Source organism: Vibrio sp. 2092, assembly GCF_033339635.1.
GTDB lineage: Bacteria > Pseudomonadota > Gammaproteobacteria > Enterobacterales > Vibrionaceae > Vibrio > Vibrio alginolyticus.
Genome location: NZ_JAWOUY010000010.1, coordinates 154088 through 174084 on the forward strand (window position 1 = coordinate 154088; position 19997 = coordinate 174084).

General features: G+C 45.6%; 21 protein-coding genes and 1 tRNA gene. 6 read left to right on the plus strand and 16 right to left on the minus strand.

From position 1 onward, the window contains the following. Positions 1 to 66: 66 nt before the first annotated feature. The 14 genes from R7P80_RS17550 to R7P80_RS17615 form a co-directional block, all read right to left on the minus strand. Entirely contained in the window at positions 67 to 1221 is a 1155-nt protein-coding gene (locus R7P80_RS17550; protein ID WP_005382038.1) for a flagellin, read from the minus strand. Positions 1222 to 1648: 427 nt separating this feature from the next. After that, complete coding sequence (gene flgL / locus R7P80_RS17555; RefSeq protein WP_225491770.1) at positions 1649 to 2842, minus strand: flagellar hook-associated protein FlgL; 1194 nt, start codon at positions 2840 to 2842, stop codon at positions 1649 to 1651. Between the two features lie 13 nt (positions 2843 to 2855). Beyond that, entirely contained in the window at positions 2856 to 4796 is a 1941-nt protein-coding gene (gene flgK, locus R7P80_RS17560) for a flagellar hook-associated protein FlgK (protein ID WP_065274248.1), read from the minus strand. A 160-nt stretch (positions 4797 to 4956) separates the two neighbouring features. After that, on the minus strand, positions 4957 to 5883 hold the full coding sequence (flgJ, locus tag R7P80_RS17565; RefSeq protein ID WP_031779079.1) for a flagellar assembly peptidoglycan hydrolase FlgJ: 927 nt from the start codon (positions 5881 to 5883) through the stop codon (positions 4957 to 4959). A 16-nt stretch (positions 5884 to 5899) separates the two neighbouring features. Beyond that, the gene (locus R7P80_RS17570; RefSeq protein WP_005393118.1) at positions 5900 to 6991 is read right to left on the minus strand and encodes a flagellar basal body P-ring protein FlgI; all 1092 of its coding nucleotides are present in this window, start codon (positions 6989 to 6991) and stop codon (positions 5900 to 5902) included. A 43-nt stretch (positions 6992 to 7034) separates the two neighbouring features. After that, the gene (flgH, locus tag R7P80_RS17575) at positions 7035 to 7814 is read right to left on the minus strand and encodes a flagellar basal body L-ring protein FlgH (protein WP_017634834.1); all 780 of its coding nucleotides are present in this window, start codon (positions 7812 to 7814) and stop codon (positions 7035 to 7037) included. A gap of 30 nt (positions 7815 to 7844) precedes the next feature. Next, entirely contained in the window at positions 7845 to 8633 is a 789-nt protein-coding gene (gene flgG, locus R7P80_RS17580) for a flagellar basal-body rod protein FlgG (RefSeq protein ID WP_005382032.1), read from the minus strand. Positions 8634 to 8651: 18 nt separating this feature from the next. Then, entirely contained in the window at positions 8652 to 9401 is a 750-nt protein-coding gene (flgF, locus tag R7P80_RS17585; RefSeq protein ID WP_005382031.1) for a flagellar basal-body rod protein FlgF, read from the minus strand. Between the two features lie 330 nt (positions 9402 to 9731). Then, the gene (gene flgE / locus R7P80_RS17590) at positions 9732 to 11045 is read right to left on the minus strand and encodes a flagellar hook protein FlgE (protein WP_005382030.1); all 1314 of its coding nucleotides are present in this window, start codon (positions 11043 to 11045) and stop codon (positions 9732 to 9734) included. Positions 11046 to 11075: 30 nt separating this feature from the next. Next, positions 11076 to 11786: a flagellar hook assembly protein FlgD gene (gene flgD, locus R7P80_RS17595; RefSeq protein WP_005382029.1), complete on the minus strand. Its 711-nt coding sequence runs from the start codon at positions 11784 to 11786 to the stop codon at positions 11076 to 11078. A gap of 17 nt (positions 11787 to 11803) precedes the next feature. Then, positions 11804 to 12217 carry a flagellar basal body rod protein FlgC gene (flgC, locus tag R7P80_RS17600; protein ID WP_005393132.1) on the minus strand — a complete coding sequence of 138 codons (414 nt, stop codon included), beginning with the start codon at positions 12215 to 12217 and terminating at the stop codon, positions 11804 to 11806. Positions 12218 to 12222: 5 nt separating this feature from the next. Beyond that, positions 12223 to 12618 carry a flagellar basal body rod protein FlgB gene (gene flgB, locus R7P80_RS17605; RefSeq protein ID WP_005382026.1) on the minus strand — a complete coding sequence of 132 codons (396 nt, stop codon included), beginning with the start codon at positions 12616 to 12618 and terminating at the stop codon, positions 12223 to 12225. A 303-nt stretch (positions 12619 to 12921) separates the two neighbouring features. Continuing rightward, on the minus strand, positions 12922 to 13749 hold the full coding sequence (locus R7P80_RS17610; protein WP_005382024.1) for a CheR family methyltransferase: 828 nt from the start codon (positions 13747 to 13749) through the stop codon (positions 12922 to 12924). An 11-nt stretch (positions 13750 to 13760) separates the two neighbouring features. Beyond that, a complete protein-coding gene (locus R7P80_RS17615) occupies positions 13761 to 14687 on the minus strand; it encodes a chemotaxis protein CheV (protein WP_005382022.1) in 927 nt (308 codons plus the stop codon). Between the two features lie 76 nt (positions 14688 to 14763). Between R7P80_RS17615 and flgA the strand changes: the two genes are divergently transcribed. The 3 genes from flgA (at position 14764) to R7P80_RS17630 (ending at position 16394) form a co-directional block, all read left to right on the plus strand. Beyond that, a complete protein-coding gene (gene flgA / locus R7P80_RS17620; protein WP_005382020.1) occupies positions 14764 to 15510 on the plus strand; it encodes a flagellar basal body P-ring formation chaperone FlgA in 747 nt (248 codons plus the stop codon). Between the two features lie 116 nt (positions 15511 to 15626). Beyond that, positions 15627 to 15941 carry a flagellar biosynthesis anti-sigma factor FlgM gene (gene flgM / locus R7P80_RS17625; RefSeq protein ID WP_005382018.1) on the plus strand — a complete coding sequence of 105 codons (315 nt, stop codon included), beginning with the start codon at positions 15627 to 15629 and terminating at the stop codon, positions 15939 to 15941. Between the two features lie 27 nt (positions 15942 to 15968). Next, positions 15969 to 16394, plus strand: coding sequence for a flagella synthesis protein FlgN (locus R7P80_RS17630; RefSeq protein WP_005382015.1), 426 nt, complete (start codon positions 15969 to 15971; stop codon positions 16392 to 16394). Positions 16395 to 16496: 102 nt separating this feature from the next. Here the strand turns inward: R7P80_RS17630 and flgP are convergent, their stop codons facing one another. Continuing rightward, complete coding sequence (gene flgP / locus R7P80_RS17635) at positions 16497 to 16928, minus strand: flagellar assembly lipoprotein FlgP (RefSeq protein WP_005382014.1); 432 nt, start codon at positions 16926 to 16928, stop codon at positions 16497 to 16499. A 9-nt stretch (positions 16929 to 16937) separates the two neighbouring features. After that, on the minus strand, positions 16938 to 17576 hold the full coding sequence (locus tag R7P80_RS17640) for a FlgO family outer membrane protein (RefSeq protein ID WP_005382013.1): 639 nt from the start codon (positions 17574 to 17576) through the stop codon (positions 16938 to 16940). Between the two features lie 169 nt (positions 17577 to 17745). Between R7P80_RS17640 and R7P80_RS17645 the strand changes: the two genes are divergently transcribed. From R7P80_RS17645 to R7P80_RS17655, 3 genes are all read left to right on the plus strand, one after another. Next, a complete protein-coding gene (locus tag R7P80_RS17645) occupies positions 17746 to 18879 on the plus strand; it encodes a flagellar assembly protein FlgT (protein WP_005382012.1) in 1134 nt (377 codons plus the stop codon). 175 nt (positions 18880 to 19054) lie between these two features. Then, positions 19055 to 19131: transfer RNA gene (locus R7P80_RS17650), tRNA-Arg, on the plus strand. Between the two features lie 279 nt (positions 19132 to 19410). Continuing rightward, positions 19411 to 19917 carry a hypothetical protein gene (locus R7P80_RS17655; RefSeq protein ID WP_005382011.1) on the plus strand — a complete coding sequence of 169 codons (507 nt, stop codon included), beginning with the start codon at positions 19411 to 19413 and terminating at the stop codon, positions 19915 to 19917. The last annotated feature ends 80 nt before the right edge of the window (positions 19918 to 19997 follow it).

Consider the following 19997-nt stretch of genomic DNA (forward strand, 5'->3'; position numbering starts at 1 on the left):
AAAGCTGCTTGCCAAAAGCCTGCATTCCCATCCACGTCTGAATGTATTGAGTACAGGCTAAGTAAACTACTGCAATAGTGACATTGCAGAGTTTGGCAACTGTTTCGCTTGAGCAAGAATCGATGTACCTGCTTGTTGCAAAATTTGTGCTTTGGTCATTTGCGTGGTTTCTTTCGCAAAATCTGTATCTTTAATTCGGCTGTTCGATGCGTCAACGTTTTCTTGGATGTTTGCCAAGTTGTTGATGCTGTGACTCAGACGGTTTTGCTTCGCACCTAAGTCTGCACGTTGCGAGTCTACGTATTTCAGTGCCGAATCCAGCACAGAAATCGCGTTTTGAGAACCTTGTACCGTGGTCATATCAATATCTTGTACTGACGTTCTGATAGGTTCATCACTCAGGCCAAGCTCAGATGCTAATCCACCAGAAATAGAAATCTCACCCTGAACGTTTGGATGCGCGACAAAAACTTGCAACTTGCCATCTTCACTTACAGACGCATTAATCATATCAGACTGACCATTAATGTAAGTGGCAAGCTCTTCGATGTCGTCGCCCGCTTTGGCATTAATGTTGATTTCTAGATCATCAACATTGCCGTCTTCGTCTTCACCCATACCTGGTAGCGTGATCTTCAAGTCAGATTTAGCTGGGTCAACGCTCCAGTTTTTATCTTTACCATTTTCAGATAAGAAGGTCACACCGCCCATGCGAGTATCGTCCGCACGAATGCTGGTGAGTCCCATGATCATGGCTTCACCTGAGCTCGCACCAATCTGGAATGCTGCTTCACCGAATGAGCCGTTCAATAGACGACGACCACCAAATGAAGTGGTTTCTGCAATACGGTTTAGCTCGTCAATCAATGCCATTGACTCTTCGTTGATCGCCTGACGCTCAGCTGGAGAGTTAGTACCGTTCGATGATTGAATCGCAAGGTCACGCATTCGTTGCATGACAGAGGTTGCCTCATTCATCGCACCTTCAGCGGTTTGTGCAATCGAGATACCATCGTTCGCGTTACGCATTGCGACATCTAGGCCACGAGACTGTGCAGTTAAGCGGTTAGAGATCTGTAGACCTGCCGCATCATCTTTTGCACTGTTAATCTTATGTCCTGAAGATAAGCGCTCCATCGACGTGTTTAATTCATCAGTCGCTTTGTTTAGGTAACGCTGCGCGGTCATCGCGGAGACGTTAGTACTAACTGTTACAGCCATTTTGCTCTCCTGTTGAGTTCGCAAGCTTTTGCGAAGCGGCCAGCTTTACTCTCATTTGGATAAGCACTGACCGTAAAAGTTACTTGCTAAATCTGCCTTAAACGCAGGGTTTAGAATCTCTAAATCTGTTCTGATATTTTCAATACAATTTGTGTGCCAACTTGCGTAAATTATTTAACTACTTTTAAAAGAATCAAATAAACAATAAGTTAGCTTTATCATTAAGCTATTTCCGGTTTGTCAGACTCATCTTAGCCCAAGGGTATTGAACGCTGCCCTGTTGCCGCCCGACTTGCCTCCCGCATCATTGCCGCTTTGGGTAAAATCGTGCCGCATGACATCTCAGACTCTCAGGTTACGTCGACTTATCGCGCTTAAGGCTTTGCACATAAGGCATCAAAATCAGACAATGTGTATGAGTGTCATACTAGATGTAGTTAAACAACGTTAGATCTTTGGTCTTACCGAATGCTTGTTGCGATGCCTGTAACGCTCGCGAGTTTTCACTGAACTCGATCACGGCTTTAGAGTAATCCAAGTCCTCAAAGTTGCTCTTCGCTTTTGCGAGAGACAAATTAAAGTCTTCATGATTTTGCTCTTGGATATCCAGCGTACTCAATCGAGCACCGGCATCTGTACGCGCTTTATTCAAATGGATAAAAGCAGCGTGGAATTCTTCTGTCATTTGGTGCAATTTAGCAGTCGCCGACGTATCCGAAACCGATTTGTCTGACCATGCCATTGCATCCTTGAAGGTATCGAAAATGCTGAACTCTGCCCGCTTTTCGATCTCAATGCTGTCACCAGGCGTAATTTGGCCTTTTACGTGCACTTTCAGGCCTTTGTATTCAATCCCTTTCTCTGGTGAAAACTCATCGGCATCCACTACTTTGCCGTTACGCTCTAATTGGTAACCAAATTTGCCGTTATTCATATCGACAAATGTCACGCGATACGCCGCATCATCCTTAGCGTCAACGTTAGTAGCTTTGTTTAGCAACAGCTCAGAGCCGTTTTGTAGATCGTAATTCGGCTGATAGTCGCCAAATGGGTTTGGTATCTCCATAAACAGCTTGCTGCCGGGATCGTTCATTGGCATCTCAAGCATGCTGGAGACTTTCATTTTGCGCTGATAATCGTCCCCAGCGTATTGCACGCTACCATCTTTATCGCGATAAAATGGTTGGCTTTTTGGCTTAGTGCCAGCAAACAAGTAGTTACCAGATTCATCTTGCGAGTTCACCAAGTTAAGGAAGTTGTTCGCAATCTCCTCTAGCTCACGCTTCTTTGCTTGTCGGTCTTCAGCAGAAAAGGCACCGTTAATCATCTCCATCGTTAAGCGCTTCGACTCGTCGGCAAAATTCTCCGCATTGGCGATATTAACTTCGTGGTTTTCTAGACGATTACGCACCAACACTATCGAGCTAAGATATTGTTGTAGCTGTTCTTGTTGCTGACTAATGTTTTGGATGTAATGCGCAGCGAGGGGGTCGTCACTAGGTTTCAGTAACTTTTTCCCTGAAGCAAGTTGCTCTTGGTTGTGGTGAACCTTATTCTCTTGACGACGCAGATCATTTTGTACGGACTGATAGTTATGGAAACTAGAAATTCGGGTTAGCACTTATCTCTTCTCCTTACCTCAGTTGTAAAATGGTATTGAAGGTATCATTCGCCGCTTGCATCACACGTGATGAAGCCATGTACGCTTGTTGAAACTTCATCATGTTGGCCGCTTCTTCATCGAGGTTAACACCAGAAATAGAAGCAACGCGCTCTTGCGCCGCTTCATGCTCTAAACGAGCGACGGAGGCTAAACGGTTTGCTGTAGAAGACTTCAGTCCAACTTCGGTATTGAGGTTATGATAAACATCGATCAAGGTACTGGATTTTCCATCCATCATCTTGTCTGTTTGGATCTTCTGCATTTTTCTCAAGTTGCCGTTACCACCTTCAGAAGGCACCAAGTTTGCGGTGAATTTATCATTCATCAGTGCGCCTTCGCTCAACTCAAACACGGTTGCATCGCCGTTTTTATACAGCGGATGGCTTTTCGGCACTGAGATTTCAATCATCGGGTTATCTTTATCTAACGGATATGAGTATTTGTCCGATAGTAAATTACCCTTGTTATCCGTGATCTTTAACCACGGCTTATCATGCTTCTCGTCGGCTGGTTGTACGGTAACCTCAAACTCTTTAACATCCCCCGCCTCACGAATTTTAAACTTGGCGTTACCTTGGGCAAAAGTGGTTGAGGCTTCATAACTTTGTGCGGCAATAGCTTTTGCGTCATTGGTTTCCATCTTTATGATGGCTGCACCACTTCTCGTTGGGCGTAGCAATACGCGCTCACCGGCGGCAAGGCCTTCACCAATTTGCACTTTCATACCATCCAGAACAAACGACGAATCCGAACGGTCGATGTTCAACGACATTTGCTCACCTTTCGGTGTTGTCACGCTGTATTGGTCGCCATCATAACGCAGCGAATATTCACCACCTTTGATCGCGGAAATGTCCTCGATGTAAACCGCAACATCAGCTTGGGAGTCAGGCGCAGCAAAAACTCGAGATTTTGCCACCAGCTCAGAGTTCACGTCGGTAAATACGTCTTTACCTATCTTACCGTTGAGATCCAGACCTTGAGATTGCAGCTGATTAATTTTGTAGGAAAAGCCCGTCGCTAAACGGCCCATTTCATCTTGCAGTTGTGGGATGTGTTTGTCGCGCATTTCAAGTAAAGCGCCGATTTTGCCATCCATATCATCAGACTTGATCGCTTTAATGCCATTCCCTTCCACCATTGCTAATCGTCTTTGATGAACATCCGGATAGCCATCGATCATTTTGAGCTGGCTTGCTTCCGTGCCAGAAACAAGAGTGTGTCCATTGCCGATATGAACATTAAACCCTTCCGCATTTTTGCGTGGGGTTACGGTAACTTTGGTGTACTCTGACAGCTCAGTAACCAGCTTTTCATGCTGATCCATCAGGTCATTATGTGGACCGGGGGTACGCATCATCAGTCGATGAATATCTCGAATTTCCAACGCAAGTTGGTTAACGCGCTCAATGCCCATATCCAATTTTTTATTGGTGACATCAGATTGCAGTCGAACGGTTTCGTGGAAATCATTTAATGTATCAGAGAAGATTTTCGCCTTTTCCAATACCACTTTTCGTGCCCCTAAATCGTTCGGGGTATCTGCCATGGTTTTTACCGCATCGAACCACTCATTCAGGTTCTCAGGAATTTTCTTCGATGCCACTGAACTCAACATGCTAGAGAGCATATCAAGATTGTCTTGGGTATCCGTTTTGTTGGCATTGTTGGTCGACGACAGGTTCAGTTCATTCACGGCAAACTGATCCCACGAGCGGCGAACATTTTCCACATGCACACCCATGCCGTAGGTAGAACCACCAAACATGCGCGGATCATTCGTGCCTTGGATAACAGACTGACGGCTATAACCCTCTGTATTAACATTAGAAATGTTATGACCAGTGGTGTTTAATTGTCTCTGAGCAGTAAGCACACTTTGAGTACCTACATTCAGAAGATCTGACGCCATACGTGCCCCCAAAAACGAAATATAAATCGGCAAAACCGATCACCTAGACACGTTAAAAGCAAAAGATGTGCCAAGTGATAGAAAGGCGTAGATATTCAGATAAAGTGAAGGCTTGCACTATGGCAAGCCTTCGAGAACGTCATAAATTGGCGCAGAGACATTACATACTTTCGATTTTATCCTTCACCTGCAGGACTTTATCTGCGTAGTTCGGATCGGTCGCGTAACCCGCACTGTGGATACCGCGAATAAACGACTCTGAATTCCCGCGTTGCTGCAATGCTGTCTCGTAACGTGGGTTGTCATTCAAAAATCGTACAAAGTCATTAAAGCTGTCTTCGTAACTTGAGTAGGAGCGAAACGCCGCCGTCTCTTTCACTGGCGTGTTATCGTGGAACTCTAAAGTTTGCGTCGTCACTTTGTCACCCTGCCAGCTTCGATCTGCTTTGATATTAAATAAGTTGTTGCTGCTGCCACGCGCGTTCTTCACGACCTTTTGTCCCCACCCCGTTTCCAAAGCGGCTTGCGCAAGTAGCAAAGATGGCTCGACACCTAGGGCTTTCGCAGCTTTCTCCGCGTATGGCTTCATCGAGTTAACAAAGGATTCTGGTGAATCGAATCGAGTGGGTTCATTGCTTGGTCGAGATAGTTGACCAGATTCAATCAAGCGCTGTTCAATCTCGCGCGCTTTTTTCGGGTCAACACGACGATATTCCGCAGCATTGTTTGCCGCATCACGCATAGCCGTTTCTTTTTTGTCGTTCCCTTGCCCAGCCGTTAATTGCTTAACAATCATATCGGCCAGTCCCATTGAACCAGACGAACTCAATTCACTCGCCATCTGTTCATCCAACATTTGTCGGTAGAACTTCTCGTTTTGGCTGTTCATCATGTTGGACTCAAAGCCCTCATTGGCTTCACGCATGGATTTCAACATCATCGAGGTGAAGATCGATTCGAACTGACGAGCAGCCGCATGCAATGCTTCTTGCTCGCCATCTTTTCCCTCTTTCACTGCTTTTTGACGCAGAGTATCCAGAGAACTGATGTCATGGATAAAACCAATGTCGTTAGGATTGTTCATTATACCTACCTCCTAACCATTAAATGATGATCAACTGGCCTTCAATGGCACCAGCTTGTTTCAATGCTTGTAGAATTGCCATCAAGTCCGAAGGCGCAGCTCCGACTTGGTTCACGGCACGGACCAAATCATCCAACGTTAAGCCTGGTTCGAACTTAAACATTTTGCCTTGTTCTTCGCTGACTTCGATATCCGAGTCTGGTACGACAACGGTTTGCCCACCAGAAAAGCCGTTAGGTTGGCTAACATTCAGGTTTTCTTTGATCGCAACCGTCATGCCGCCATGCGTTACTGCTGCAGGTTTAAGACGCACATGCTTACCAACTACGATGGTGCCCGTTCGTGAGTTAACGATGATTTTGGCTGCACCATCTGCTGGGTCGAACTCTAGGTTTTCGATTGCCGATAAGAACGCAACACGCTGGCTGACGTCACGAGGAGCACGCACGCGCACTGATGTCGCGTCAACAGCGCTCGCCATTTGTGGGCCAAGGAAGTTGTTTACAGCATCCGCCATACGTTGAGCCGTTGTGAAGTCTGACTCAAGCAAGTTGAACGTGATGTAATCACCACGACCAAATGGGTTTGGAATTTCTCGCTCTACTGTCGCACCACTAGAGATAAGACCAACGGTTGGATTGTTACCTACGATTTTAGAACCGTCAGCGCCTTCAGCACTGAAGCCGCTCACTACTAAGTTACCTTGAGCAACCGCGTAAACTTGACCGTCGAGACCTTTGAGGAACGTTTGCAGCAAGGTGCCACCACGCAAACTTTTAGCACTTCCGATGGAAGAGACAGTCACGTCCACTTGCTGACCCGGTTTAGAGAAAGGCGGCAATTCTGCCGTAACCATGACTGCGGCAACGTTTTTAATTTTTGGCTTTGTACCCGGCGGCATCTGAATGCCGAAGTTTTGCAGCATGGCGGCGAAACTTTGCTCTGTAAACGGGTTCGCTTCACCCGTACCAGGTAAGCCTGAAACCAAACCATAACCCACGAGTTGGTTGCTTCGTACACCTGCCACTTGCGCGACGTCTTTGATACGTGCGGCTTGGGCTACGGTAGAAAACAGAGCAACGCTCATCAGTACTAAAAGGAGTTTTTTCATGCTTACTTATCTCTTGCAGTCAAATTGCCGTCAGCACGGCGTGTTATAGCGCTACATTAAAGAATCGTGCCAAGAAGCCTGGCTCTTGCATATCTTGTTGCAAACCAGTGCCAGAGTACTGAATTCTTGCGTTAGAAACGCGATTTGATGCAATGGTGTTGTCGAAATTAATATCATCCGGACGAATAGTGCCACTTAAACGTATGTACTCATCACCCGTATTTAGCGTCATCCACTTCTCACCGCGGATCACGAGGTTGCCGTTTGCCAGTACTTCGATCACCTCAACAGTGATGTAACCACTGATGCTGTTGCTCTGCTTTGCAGAAGAGTCACCTGCAAATGAGTTGGAGTTGTTTAAGTCATAAGAGAAATTATATTTTCCGCCAATTTTCAGCTCTTCTCCGCCCACTTGAAGCGGGTCCATTTGCGCTTCATTGGTTTTCGATAAATCGGCATTTGCGCTTTTCGTCGCACTGGTTGTCTCATCCAGTGTTACGGTAATAATGTCGCCAATACCACGTGGTTTAGAATCGTCGTAGAGATCGGTAATGTGCTCGGCGCTAAACAACGAACCTGTTGCAGCAGCGTAATGCTCAGGTTTGTTTTTCGGATGAATTGGAGCCCAAGCAGGGTCGCCAGCAACCGGATCGCTTCTACCACGTAAAGTATCTACAATACCGCTGCTCTCTTCTTTCGATTTATCACCTTCTACTGCGTCGACCACAGTGGTTGCTTGTGTCACTTCATCCGTTTCAATCGGTTCCAACATGGCACAGCCCGACATCGTAGCAATCAAAGCGAGTAGGCAAATACGTTTCATCGTGAGCTCCTCAAATCTTGCTCTTAATCGTTACAATTGCTGGTTAACGAAGCTCATCATCTTATCGACTGACGAGATCACTTTTGAGTTCATTTCGTAAACGCGCTGGGCTTCGATCATATTGACCAACTCTTCTGTTACATTCACGTTGGACGCTTCCAGCATGGATTGACGAATTTCCCCCAAACCGTCCAAACCAGGAACACCCTCTTGTGGATCGCCACTGGCCCCCGTTGGTAAGTAAAGGTTCTGACCAATTGGCTCTAGGCCACCCGGGTTAACAAAATCTGTAATGGTTAACTGACCAACGACTTGGTTATCTTGCTGCCCTCGGACGCGAACCGACACTTCACCATCCGTACCGACAGTAATAGAAATCGCATCTTCTGGAATCACAATTTCAGGCTCTACAGGGTAGCCAGAACCCGACGTGACTAACGTGCCTTCACCATTTAGCGTGAACTGACCGTTACGGGTATAACCGATGTTGCCGTCCGGCAATGTCACTTGAAAAAAGCCGTCGCCTTCCACCATCATGTCCAGTGCGTTGGTCGTTGTCTGTGCATTGCCGTGCGTGTGCACTTTTTGCGTCGCAACCACTTTAGAACCCGCACCTAGCATCAAGCCACTTGGCAGTTCCGTGTTCTGAGATGACTGGCCGCCAGGCTGGTTGATGTTCTGATAGAACAGATCTTCGAATACTGCACGGCTCTTTTTGTAGCCGACAGTAGAGGCGTTCGCCAAGTTGTTCGAAATCGTGGCAATGTTGGTTTGTTGGGCGTCTAGACCTGTTTTACTTACCCATAGTGCTGGATGCATAGTGAACCTCTAACTCTGTTAACTCATACGAAGCAGTGAATCTGAAGATTTATCCATTTCTTCAGCTGTGCTCATCATCTTGACTTGCATTTCAAACTGACGTTGTAAGTCAATCAATGCGGTCATTTCACCTACGGCATTCACGTTACTGCCTTCTATCGCTCCCGTCTGGAGGCTAACAGTCGCGTCTGCTTCGTAAGGTTGGTTTGGAGTTTTATGGCGAAATAAGCCATTGGTGTCTTTAAACAAGCTTTGATCATTAGGCTTAACAAGCTTAATGCGATCAACCGCTTGGAATTCTTCTGCCGGGGCACCTTGAGGAAGTACAGAGATGGTGCCATCCCGACCGATTTCAATTTTGGAGAGAGGAATAGGCAAAGTAATCGGCGCGTCGTTTTCACCCAGCACCAAATGACCACTTGCGTTGGTAAGCATGCCATTTTGATCGACTTTTAGGTTGCCGTTACGGGTCAACCCTTCTTTCCCTGTGTGATCGAGTACCGATATCCAACCGCTGCCTTCAATCGTCACATCCAGATCACGCCCTGTTGTAATCACGCTACCTTGAGCAAAGTTATGCCCTGGACGCTCTGTCATGCTGAACACACGTGAAGGATGGCCTTCACCATAAGCCTGCATTGAGCGAGCCTGTGCTAAATCAGCCCGAAATCCGGTCGTGCTTACGTTAGCCAAGTTATTAGCGCGCAATTGTAGTGCCTGCATATTTTGCTTGGCGCCACTCATTGCGAGAAACAGTGCGCGATCCATAAATTACTCCAAAAAATCTCTCTGTACACGGAGTAAAAGCAATAGTTATGCCAAAACAAAAATAGGCTTATCAATCAATACTTTGAATTAACAATCAACAATTAAAAGAGGTCAATAGGGGCAGAAAACTGTAACGAGAGGCAAGGTTTTGATCCATACGGCGGCAACAGCGGCAAATCGTAGATCAAAGCATGCTTAGCCTGAGTGAGGTGTATTCAGGCTAAGCATCAGATGAATGTCATGATGAAAGTGAACAAAGCGGTAATTACTAAGAAGCAATCACACGCCATTGCTTACTCAAGCAGAGTATCGAATGACCCAGCTAGTGCTCTAGCGGATCTGTAAGATATTCTGTTGTAGTTGGTTGTGTACTTCGAGCGAACGTGAGTTTGCTTGGAAGTTACGCTGAGCAGAGATCAGGTCCACCAACTCCTGCGTCATATCAATGTTTGACTGTTCCAGCATACCGTTATTGATGGTGCCGAAAGAGCCTTTATTTGATTCACCCCAGATCTTGTCACCAGAGAACTGCGTTGAATCCCATTGAGTGCCGCCTTTCTTATCCAGACCTTGCTCGTTTGGAACACGTACGAGAGCAACACGACCCAATGTAACGTTTTCACCGTTTGAGTAAGTTCCCAATACGCTGCCGTTTTCATCGAAGTCAACTTTGGTTAGGAAGCCCGTTGTTGCACCGTCTTCGTCAAACTTAGTCAGTTCGAACGGAGCCGCAAACTGTGTTGCTGAGCCTAAGCCGAAGTTAAGCGTCTGCGCAGGATCGGCACCATTCATATCGACTGGTGTCGTGTTCGTCGCCGGATCACCCAGAGCCACAGAAGTGATTGGCTGACCATTGTTCAAGCTCGCCAACGTACCATCGTTGTTGAACTTCATGGTATGCCCCACATGACCTGTTGGCGTTTGCGCATCACCAGCCGCAACATTTAAAGGCTTTTCACCTTCTTTATCTGTCACGGTGTAGTAAGTGTTCCATGTATTTGGCTGAGTCTGATCTTTCAAGTAATACGTCGTTAGCTTGTAAGACTGACCCATCGAGTCATAAATTGTCGAAGAGGTTGAACGGTTGTATGTATCTGGGTCTGAAAAATCAAACTGCGTTGGATCTTTCAAATCGCCGTTCGCTGGCAAGTTCACACCCACTTCAATGTTTGCTGTTTGTTTTGGCTTACCAAATTCAGCAGGAATATTGATGGGTTGTGGCTCGTATGAAGAAACCTCACCAGAGCTTGGGTCCACTTGGTAACCTAACAAGAACTCGTCGTTCGCGGTCACCATGTAGTTTTCTTTATTTAAGTGAAATGCACCATTACGTGTCAGTTCATTCTGTTGTGGAGTTAGACGCTCTTTCGCTACAGCGAAAAAACCTGTCCCCGAAACACGCAAATCCATTGGGTTGTTGGTGTAAATGCTAGAGCCTTCATGGAACTGCTGTGCCACTTGGCTTGCTTGCGCACCACCACCCGGTGTGGTTTTTGCGTTAGTAAATAAAGAGTTAGAGTAAACATCAGCAAACTCAGCACGGGACTCTTTAAAGCCGTACGTGTTGGCGTTCGCAATGTTGTTACTGGTGGTGTTCAAATCCAGTTGGGCGGCGGACAAACCGCTTAAAGATACATATGACATTCCAAAATCTCCTAATCTAGCGAGCTATGACTACGCTTTGCCGACTTCCAATACTTCTGCAAGTCGAACTGGCGATTCAAAACCAGCCAGATTGAGTAATACGTTTCCGTCACCTTTGCCAAGCAATACGCTGTTTACGTTGGCATACGTCGATACTGGGAACTCTTGCGACTCCCCCTCAACTAAGCCAGACGCTTTCACTTTGTATTTGCCAGCTGGCAGTGGATTTCCGCTTTCATCTTTACCGTCCCAAAGCACACGCGTGTCGCCGGCTGGTTTCGCCCCTACCTCAAAGGTACGAACCAGTTGGCCAGCTTCATCCTCTACACGAACAAACAGATTATCGATAGATTGTGAAAGCTTAACCATTGCCGCCATTGGTGCGTCGTCCTGCTTCACACCTGCTGCTCCTGGGACCAATACGTCACGCCCTACCAAAGAGGAAGCTTGTAACGCTTGATTTGATGTCATTGACGAATTCAAACTCTCAAACTGAGTGTTCATCTTGCCAATGCCATCAACGGTCGCAAATGAAGCCATTTGCGCAATCATCTGGTCATTACTTACCGGCTTAAAAGGGTCTTGCTGAGACAGTTGCTTCGTGAGCAATGATAAGAAGTCTTCCTGTTTTAGGTCCTGCTTACCCGTGCTCTCTTCCGCTTTCTTGTTACTCTCTTGTAGACTTTTAAGCTGGTCGATATAGGACAAGCCGCTTTGACCAACGTTGTTAATTCCGGCCATACGCTACCCCCTTATCCTTATTGACCCATCTGCAGCGTACGCAGCAGCATTTGTTTACTAGAATCAGCGACCTGTACATTAGTTTGGTATGCACGAGAAGCTGAAATCATGTTTGCCATTTCTTCCATTACATTGACGTTAGGCTTGTAAATGTAGCCTTCTTCGTTTGCAAGGGGATGGTCTGGGTTGTACTCCGCACTCAGCGGTTTATCACTTTCTACAATACCCATCACTTTCACTGGCACCGTATCACCGCCACGCATGGCGTTACTTAACTCTGCACCAAACACTGCATGACGCGCTTTGTAAGTGTCTTTCGCAGAGCTGCTGACACTGTCGGCGTTCGCCAAGTTGCTTGAGGTAGTATTCAGACGAACGGATTCAGCGCTCATTGCGGAACCTGTCACATTGAAAACGTTAAATAAGCTCATCTAAATTATTCCCCTTTGATTGCTTTGGTTAAGTTCTTGAATTTGCTGCCTAGAAAGTCGAGTGATGCTTGGTGTCTGATTTGGTTTTGCATAAACAAGTTACGCTCTAAATCCAAGTCTACCGTGTTGCCATCTCCCGTATCTGGTTGCGTAGGAAGACGATATAACTTGTCCCCAACCAACGTCGTAGTGGCAGGAATATGCCGACCATCTGTGCGACTAAGACCAATGCTTGCCCCAGATGTTGCCGCTTGCAATTCCTTCGCAAAGTCTAAACCTCTTGCTTTGTAACCAGGCGTGTTTGCTTGTGCGATGTTGGTGGAAATCACCTCTGCATTGCGCTCACGTACGCCCACCGTGTGCTGGTGGATGCCTAGTGCATTGTCAAAAGATATAGCCATGTTTGCCTCTACAATTAAGAACTGACCGTGATTGATAACCAAAAAGCAATTAGCATGCCAAAACCTAAAGCATTACACCAACCTAGTGGTTACCGTGAATTGAAATAGCAATAAGTGAGCCAAAGTAACTGGAATGTCATGTCGTATCACTTTGCTCACTTAATAAAGATACACCGTGTTGAGGGCACAAGGCAAAAACGCGCTTCAACTAATTGAGTGATACATGAAGCGCTCGGCGCAGAAAGGTAACAAACAAAAAAGCCTGACACGAAGTCAGGCTTTTCTATCAATGAAGAGATACCGCTATTTAAGCTTGTAAATGATGCCCGGATTACAGCGCACCATTTCAAATTTATCAGTCAGACCAGTTAGCGACTCTGATGCCCCTAACAGCAAGTAGCCACCAGGGTTTAAACTGCTCGCCATTTGGTTAAGCACTTTAGATTTCATTTCTGGAGAAAAGTAAATCAATACGTTACGACAGAAAATGATGTCGAACTTACCCATCAGTGCGTAACTGTCCATCAAGTTTTGTGGACGAAAGTTCACCAAACGCTTGACGTTATCTTTGACTTTCATGCGACCACCGTCCGCATTTTCAAAGAAGGTGCGACGACGTTCTGGTGAAAGCCCGCGACCCAAAGCCAAGTTGTCGTACACCCCTGCACGACACATCTCGAGCATACTTGCCGAAATATCTGTGGCTGTAATGGACACGTTTGGTAACAAGCCCGGCTTGCGCTGTTGCGTTTCCAGGATCGTCATTGCAATAGAATACGGTTCTTGGCCCGATGAACTGGCAGCAGACCAGATCTTAATTGGGCGCTTGCTTGCCGCTACTTCTGGCAATAATTTGTCAGCTAAAACCGTGAACGGATAAGTATCTCGAAACCACAAGGTTTCGTTAGTCGTCATCGCATCCACAGCGGCGACTCGTAATTCTCGATTACGCCCTGTAACAACATCACGTAGCAAATCTGATAACGATGCGAGCTTAAACTTCGTCACTAAAGGACTCAGTCGGCTACGCACGAGGTATTGCTTGCTATCACCTAACACGATGCCACATTGCGATTCTAGAAAACGGCTAAAGTCACGATACTCTTGATCACTGATTGTAATAGCAGTCATTAATGTCTCTTTTATTGTGTTAATGCAGATTTAACCGCGTTACCCAACTCATCTGGGTTAAATTTCGCAATGAAGGTGTTGGCACCTACACGCTCAACCATAGCTTGGTTGAATACACCACTTAATGAAGAATGGAGGATAACATAAAGGTCTTTCAAATCGGCATGTCTGCGAATTTCAGCCGTTAAGGTATAGCCGTCCATTTCTGGCATTTCAATATCGGAAATAACCAACGAAATTTGATCGTAGATATTGCCTTCTTGAGCCATTTCAATCAACTTATTGTACGCTTCTTTGCCGTCTTTGACAGATACGACCTCAAAACCGATGGATGTAATCGCACGCTCTACCTGTTTACGCGCGACCGTCGAGTCATCAGCAATCAGTATACGGCGTACAATAGGCTTTTCTTGTTCTGCTTGTGCGATTTCTTCGCCAATAGCGGAATCCATCGTTTCATCAACTGGCGCAATTTCTGCCAGGATTTTTTCAACGTCAAGGATTTCAACCAGCTCATTGTCAATGTTTGTCACGGCAGTCAAGTAGTGCGCTTTACCTGCACCGTCTGGCGGTGGCAAAATCGCTTCCCAATGCATATTGATAATACGCTCAACCGATGATACCAAAAATGCTTGGATCGTACGGTTAAATTCTGCAATAACAACAAAACATTTATCTAAATCAGTGGTTGGGCGGCCACCAATTGCCAGGCTCAAATCAATAACGGACACGGTATGGCCGCGGATATGAGCGATACCTTTAACCAGAGGGTGTAGATTTGGCATTGAAGTCAGCTTAGGGCACTGTAGTACTTCTTTCACTTTGAATACGTTAATGCCGTAGCGCTGTCGGCCCATCAGTCGAAAGGTCAATAATTCCAATCGGTTCTGACCGACGAGTTGCGTACGCTGATTCACCGAGTCAAGAATCCCCGTCATATGCTCATCTCCATCTCAAACTTTTTGTTTTTAAATGATACTCTACCACTGGCAAGCACGATACCAGGGAGACAGTATGGCGTATTTCACTTTCACTTCGACACCATTGACTATGACAATATGTAGAGCGCTAATTACAAAGTACGCTAAGTCTATCGGCATTTTGCTCAGTATGTTTAGCTTTTTTGTTCATTCAGCTTCAGATAATCAGATCGAGCAAATAAAAACAGCAGCAGAACAACATATTCTTGCTACGGTTGATCAGCCTGATGGTGGCGAGCTATCTGTTAATGCGGCAGAGATCGACTCGAGAATAAAAGCAACGGATTGCCCTGTTCCGTTAGATACATCTGCCTCTTCCACCAGCAGCACGAGAAGTAACATCAATGTGTTAGTGGAATGCCAACCGGATGACTGGAAAGTCTATGTCCCTGTGAGGATCTCGGTATCAGTACCAATGATCGTCGCGACACGAACATTAGGGAGAGGAGAAATCGTCAGCGCATCGGATGTTACCACTTCCATGATCGAGCTACAGCGCTTTCGTAAAGATGGATTTTCTAGCTACGATCAAGTGGTTGGGGCAAAGCTAAAGCGTAATGTTCGTTTAGGCGATGTCGTAGAGAGAAATGATGTTTGTGTGGTATGCCGAAATGAAAAGGTCATTATCAAAGCGGTGAATTCTGGCATGACGATCACAACGCAAGGAACAGCATTGCAGGATGGTTCAGCTGGCGATCAAGTAAGAGTGAAAAATGATAAGTCACAACGTATAATAGAAGGCATAGTGACTGACATTGCGGAAATCACTGTTAATTTTTAATACCCACTGGTAGCGTGTTTAAACTGATCAATAAAAATGCAAAAAATGACTAAAGTTATTTTTGCGCTGGTCGATAGTCTGGATACCAGTATTACGATACAAGGCAAAGGTTAAACATGGCAGGTATAGATAATATACGTTCAGGGCAAATGATGACGACAACAAGTCGCGCACCTGCACGTAACGATTCCAATGCTACCAGCACGACAGAATCAAAAAAGGCGCCAGCGCAACAAGACGCAGTATCACTCAGCCAGCAAAGTAAAGCCGTCAGTAAACTCCAGAAGGATATGGCAGCTTCTCCGGCATATGACAGCGCCAAAGTTGCAGCAATCAAAGAAGCTATCACAAACGGTTCATACAAAGTCGATCCTGAAAAATTGGCTGACAACATGATTAAGTTTGAAAACGAATTGCAAGGCAAAAGCTAACTGACTTAGGCCGAAGGTAAGTATTTTATGGCAGCATTAGTCGATCTCGTTAATTTCCAGCTAGAAAATGCTAAGGCACTTTCCGCTGTTTTACGCCAAGAAACACAAGCAATCACGGCGCGTGTCTCTACCGAGATTGAGAACATTGCCAAACAGAAGATGACGCTCATTGATCAGCTCAGAACAACTGATCAGCGAATCGCCTCTCACCCGCACGTCAATCAACTTACTGAAGATGAGCACCTAAGTCAGGTTGTTGCTCAGATCCAATCGATCGTCCTCGACTGTCAACAAGTTAACCAAGTAAATGGCGAATCGCTTAGTCGTGCACAGCTGAGCTTCAATAAACTCAACAACATGCTTCAGCGAACTCATGGCAAAGTTGGCATGACCTACAATGCGGGCGGAAAAACCCACACCATCTCGACGCTTGGCACCAATATAAAAGCTTAAACGTCACTCTTACCCTCAATTCCCGCGCTCACGTAGATATAAAAAAGCGACTCATTGTTACCAATCAGCCGCTCAAAAAGATTATCTGTCTAGTGAAATGGTTTAAAACAAGGTTTGCTGACGCTTCTCAGGCACCTGCTGAACTTCTCCATAATCACGTAGCTTATCCATCTTACGGATATCCAGGCGCAGCTCAGTCACATAACTGTCTTCAACAAGATAACTACGCACAACTTCTGCACCACGAATTACACCATCGACGGCACCAGTGGTGCTTTCAATACCCAAACGCTGGTCTTGCAGCTCTGCACGTCCACTAACACGCATGCCATAAACTTGCTCTGCTAGCTCACGATAAGCATCAATTTTTGATGCGCGCATTGCTCGTACACGCTTTTCTTCAACTGTGCGGCCTGTTTGCTCACTGACGCTGGCATAACCCACCGCCACTAAGATTTCATCTTGACGCATCTGTTGTAATGGCTGACACCCAACCAATATCAGTGTGGCAACAATAAATAATAACTTCTTCATGCTTCTATCCTATGGACGGAGAATCACAGTGTACGGCTGACGAATAGTAGGGTCAGAACGAATCAACACACCATCTTGTGTGCGGATGCTATTTAACGTATCTAAGTCACGCCCAATACGGTCAGCCGGAAGGAAACCTTGCGCTGTCGCTACAACTACACGGCTTTGCATGCCAACCACGCGTGCATTGACAAGCACTCCGCCCTCTTGGCGCAGCATTGTTCCGGTCAGTACATACTGAATTTGCTGCTCTTGAGCTAAATCTTGCCAATCACGACTTAAAGCAAAATCGCCCTGCTGCGTCACTTGAATAGAGCCCGTAGTTTTGAAATCAACCACTTTAAACCCTCGGCGCTGAAACTGATGGATAAAACCTTCAGAGACCGAGTTACCTAACCAGTTTGTTGCATCCATATTTTGTAGATCAACAAACGAGGTAATCGCAATCGGTGTCCGCGCTGATACTGCCACATTAGAAACCATCAGGTCTTCTGTCATGCTCTCAATGAAAAAGTCCATCGTATGACGCGGACTATCCATCAGCATGAACTGGCTTCCCGAGTACGGTTCTTTACCATTGTAAATCGGTGAGTACGCGCACGATGTCAGAAGCGTCATCATCGATGCGGCGACAAGCCACTTTTTCATGGTTTGATTCTCCAGATAATCTTAGGTGATACCGTTCTTTATTAATTCCTTTCCAAGAAAGTGAATATTGGAACAGTCTTTGCTTTTCTTTGTTTGCCTAACGAAGAAAAACCCACCAAACTTCACTGAATTTGTTAAAGCAATATTTATACCCGAACGGTTGTAACCAATGAAAAAAATATTAAACAGTCTGTTTTCAATCACTTTAGTGATGCTTGTGCCTTTTAAGGTAATGGCATCTTGGTATGAAGTCACAGGCGTTGCCACCATCGTTTCTTCAGAAGAGACGGCAAGGCTCCATGCGTTGGAAGACGCGCTGTTCAAAGCCGTCAATTTTTCGGGCGCAGATATTGGCAGTATTAGCAACTTGATGCCGCTATTAGAAGAAAGCCGCAACGAATACCAGTTTACCAATCATGAAGTCCGTTACATTTTGGTCGAGTCTGAACGCAAACGTCGCGGTAAAGTCGAGGTAAAAATCCGCGTTGATATTTATCCATCGGCAACGGGTTGCCACACCGATCAATACAAAAAGACAATGCTGGTCGGCAATATTGAGGTCGCATCACCACAACAAGCAGTGATGGGACAAATTTATCAAGTTGGTGACGATTTTAGCCACGTAGTGAACCGTCAACTTGATCAAACCTCACGCAGCTTTGTGTCTGTTGGTACAACGGACTACTCAATAAGCAGCAACTATCCTGCTCGCACTCAAATGATCGCGCAAGACAATGGCGCACAATACATCATTGGAGGGGTCATCACCGATCTCACTGCAACGGTCGAATCTCAACTATTGCAAGATGACATCATCAATCGTCAGTTTGCGTTAGAAATGAAAGTATTTGATGGTAAAACTGGCCATGAAATCTTCAACAAAGCCTACCGTGAGGTCGCGCGTTGGCCATTTGCTAAGACGAGTCAAGTGGACACTCGTAGTGCACGTTTTTGGGCATCGACCTATGGCGAGATGATGCTTCGCGTTAGTCGCAATATTATGTTGGATCTGGAGTCGGAGCTATCTTGCAAAATTACATTGCCAGAGGTTGTGGCAGTCTTCGGTAATACCGTAACGATGGATCTCGGCCGTATGCACGGCGTAAAAGAGGGAGACAAATTGCAGCTTTGGCACACCGCGTCGTTTATCGACCAAAATGGATTGCCAAGAAACAAAGTCTCGCAAAGCGAAATTACATTAACGGTATCACGCATATACGAACACGAAGCCGAGCTGACGATTGATCAGCCAAATTTAGCATCTAGCGTTCAAATTGGCGACGTAATGAACAAGATCCTATAAAAGCAAACATTAAGTCTTGAGATATGCTCACTTTTGAATATCATAGGCAGCGCATCTTATTTGATTATACCAATGACCGTAGCGAATCGTTCAACGTGATGCTGATACAGATCTGGTAGATTGCTAGATTTGAACTCAGTAAAACAGTGCAATGAACTGCAACTATTGGTATTACGCCCCCATGGCACAGCTGGATAGCGCAGTCCCCTCCTAAGGGACAGGTCGTAGGTTCGAATCCTACTGGGGGCGCCATATCATAGCCTTAGCTCCCACTTGAGCTAAGGCTTTTTTGTATCTTCAATTTCAAGCCTCGCACTGCTCCCCCTAGTACATCGTGTTAGGTAATCTTCCCAGTAATCAATATGATCGGATCAGGTGTTTCGGTTACGGGATAAAGTCTTCTACTGATCTGACTTCTTCCCCTTGAAATCATTTCAACAAGCCCTATTTACAGTTTTGTATTTTATTACTTTAATTATCTATGAGTTTTGCTTACCCTTTTGGCTATTAATAAAATTATTAGTTAGCACTATGTCTAAGAGCAATTTAATAACTAACACTGGACACCGCTTTATTTCTAAAGGCAAGACAGCCTTTAAGATACATATCCATACCCCCGAGGATACGGTACTACACCGCTCGGTAGGATTTGTTCGTATTGGAGAAAAGAAAGGCTTACAAAAAGCCATTAAGCTGAGAAACGAGTTAGGCCGGCAAATGTGGGGCAAATTCTGGCGACGTCTTTTGAAAGACCCTTACTTAATGACCAGGCTTCCACATAGCGTTGAGCCTAAAATCGTTCACAAGCCTAACCCTACTCTTGAAAACCCTGACAACCGAGATACGTGTTACATCGCCAAGTGGCGAGAGTTCAATGATGACGGTGAGTATAAATATAAAACGGTGGTTCGCTCTATTAGTAAGTACGGCAAACTTGCCGCCTACATGCAAACCAAAAAAGCGTTGTTAGAAGCACATAAAGATAACTTGGAGATCCTGACATTTATGGGGCGTTTAAACAGCATTGATCTTAAGTAATACCTAGCCACTTTGAACATTTCAGTTAGTTTTTAAAGAGAAATAAAAAGCCCCAAAGAGCGAACTCTTTGGGGCTTTCA

Coding starts and splice junctions, on each gene's coding strand:
- R7P80_RS17550 (WP_005382038.1), bottom strand. CDS start 1,221: ATGGCTGTAACAGTTAGTACTAACGTCTCCGCGATGACCGCGCAGCGT.
- flgK (WP_065274248.1), bottom strand. CDS start 4,796: ATGGCGTCAGATCTTCTGAATGTAGGTACTCAAAGTGTGCTTACTGCT.
- R7P80_RS17570 (WP_005393118.1), bottom strand. CDS start 6,991: ATGAAAAAACTCCTTTTAGTACTGATGAGCGTTGCTCTGTTTTCTACC.
- flgH (WP_017634834.1), bottom strand. CDS start 7,814: ATGAAACGTATTTGCCTACTCGCTTTGATTGCTACGATGTCGGGCTGT.
- flgG (WP_005382032.1), bottom strand. CDS start 8,633: ATGCATCCAGCACTATGGGTAAGTAAAACAGGTCTAGACGCCCAACAA.
- flgF (WP_005382031.1), bottom strand. CDS start 9,401: ATGGATCGCGCACTGTTTCTCGCAATGAGTGGCGCCAAGCAAAATATG.
- flgE (WP_005382030.1), bottom strand. CDS start 11,045: ATGTCATATGTATCTTTAAGCGGTTTGTCCGCCGCCCAACTGGATTTG.
- flgD (WP_005382029.1), bottom strand. CDS start 11,786: ATGGCCGGAATTAACAACGTTGGTCAAAGCGGCTTGTCCTATATCGAC.
- flgC (WP_005393132.1), bottom strand. CDS start 12,217: ATGAGCTTATTTAACGTTTTCAATGTGACAGGTTCCGCAATGAGCGCT.
- flgB (WP_005382026.1), bottom strand. CDS start 12,618: ATGGCTATATCTTTTGACAATGCACTAGGCATCCACCAGCACACGGTG.
- R7P80_RS17610 (WP_005382024.1), bottom strand. CDS start 13,749: ATGACTGCTATTACAATCAGTGATCAAGAGTATCGTGACTTTAGCCGT.
- R7P80_RS17615 (WP_005382022.1), bottom strand. CDS start 14,687: ATGACGGGGATTCTTGACTCGGTGAATCAGCGTACGCAACTCGTCGGT.
- flgA (WP_005382020.1), top strand. CDS start 14,764: ATGGCGTATTTCACTTTCACTTCGACACCATTGACTATGACAATATGT.
- flgM (WP_005382018.1), top strand. CDS start 15,627: ATGGCAGGTATAGATAATATACGTTCAGGGCAAATGATGACGACAACA.
- R7P80_RS17630 (WP_005382015.1), top strand. CDS start 15,969: ATGGCAGCATTAGTCGATCTCGTTAATTTCCAGCTAGAAAATGCTAAG.
- flgP (WP_005382014.1), bottom strand. CDS start 16,928: ATGAAGAAGTTATTATTTATTGTTGCCACACTGATATTGGTTGGGTGT.
- R7P80_RS17640 (WP_005382013.1), bottom strand. CDS start 17,576: ATGAAAAAGTGGCTTGTCGCCGCATCGATGATGACGCTTCTGACATCG.
- R7P80_RS17645 (WP_005382012.1), top strand. CDS start 17,746: ATGAAAAAAATATTAAACAGTCTGTTTTCAATCACTTTAGTGATGCTT.
- R7P80_RS17655 (WP_005382011.1), top strand. CDS start 19,411: ATGTCTAAGAGCAATTTAATAACTAACACTGGACACCGCTTTATTTCT.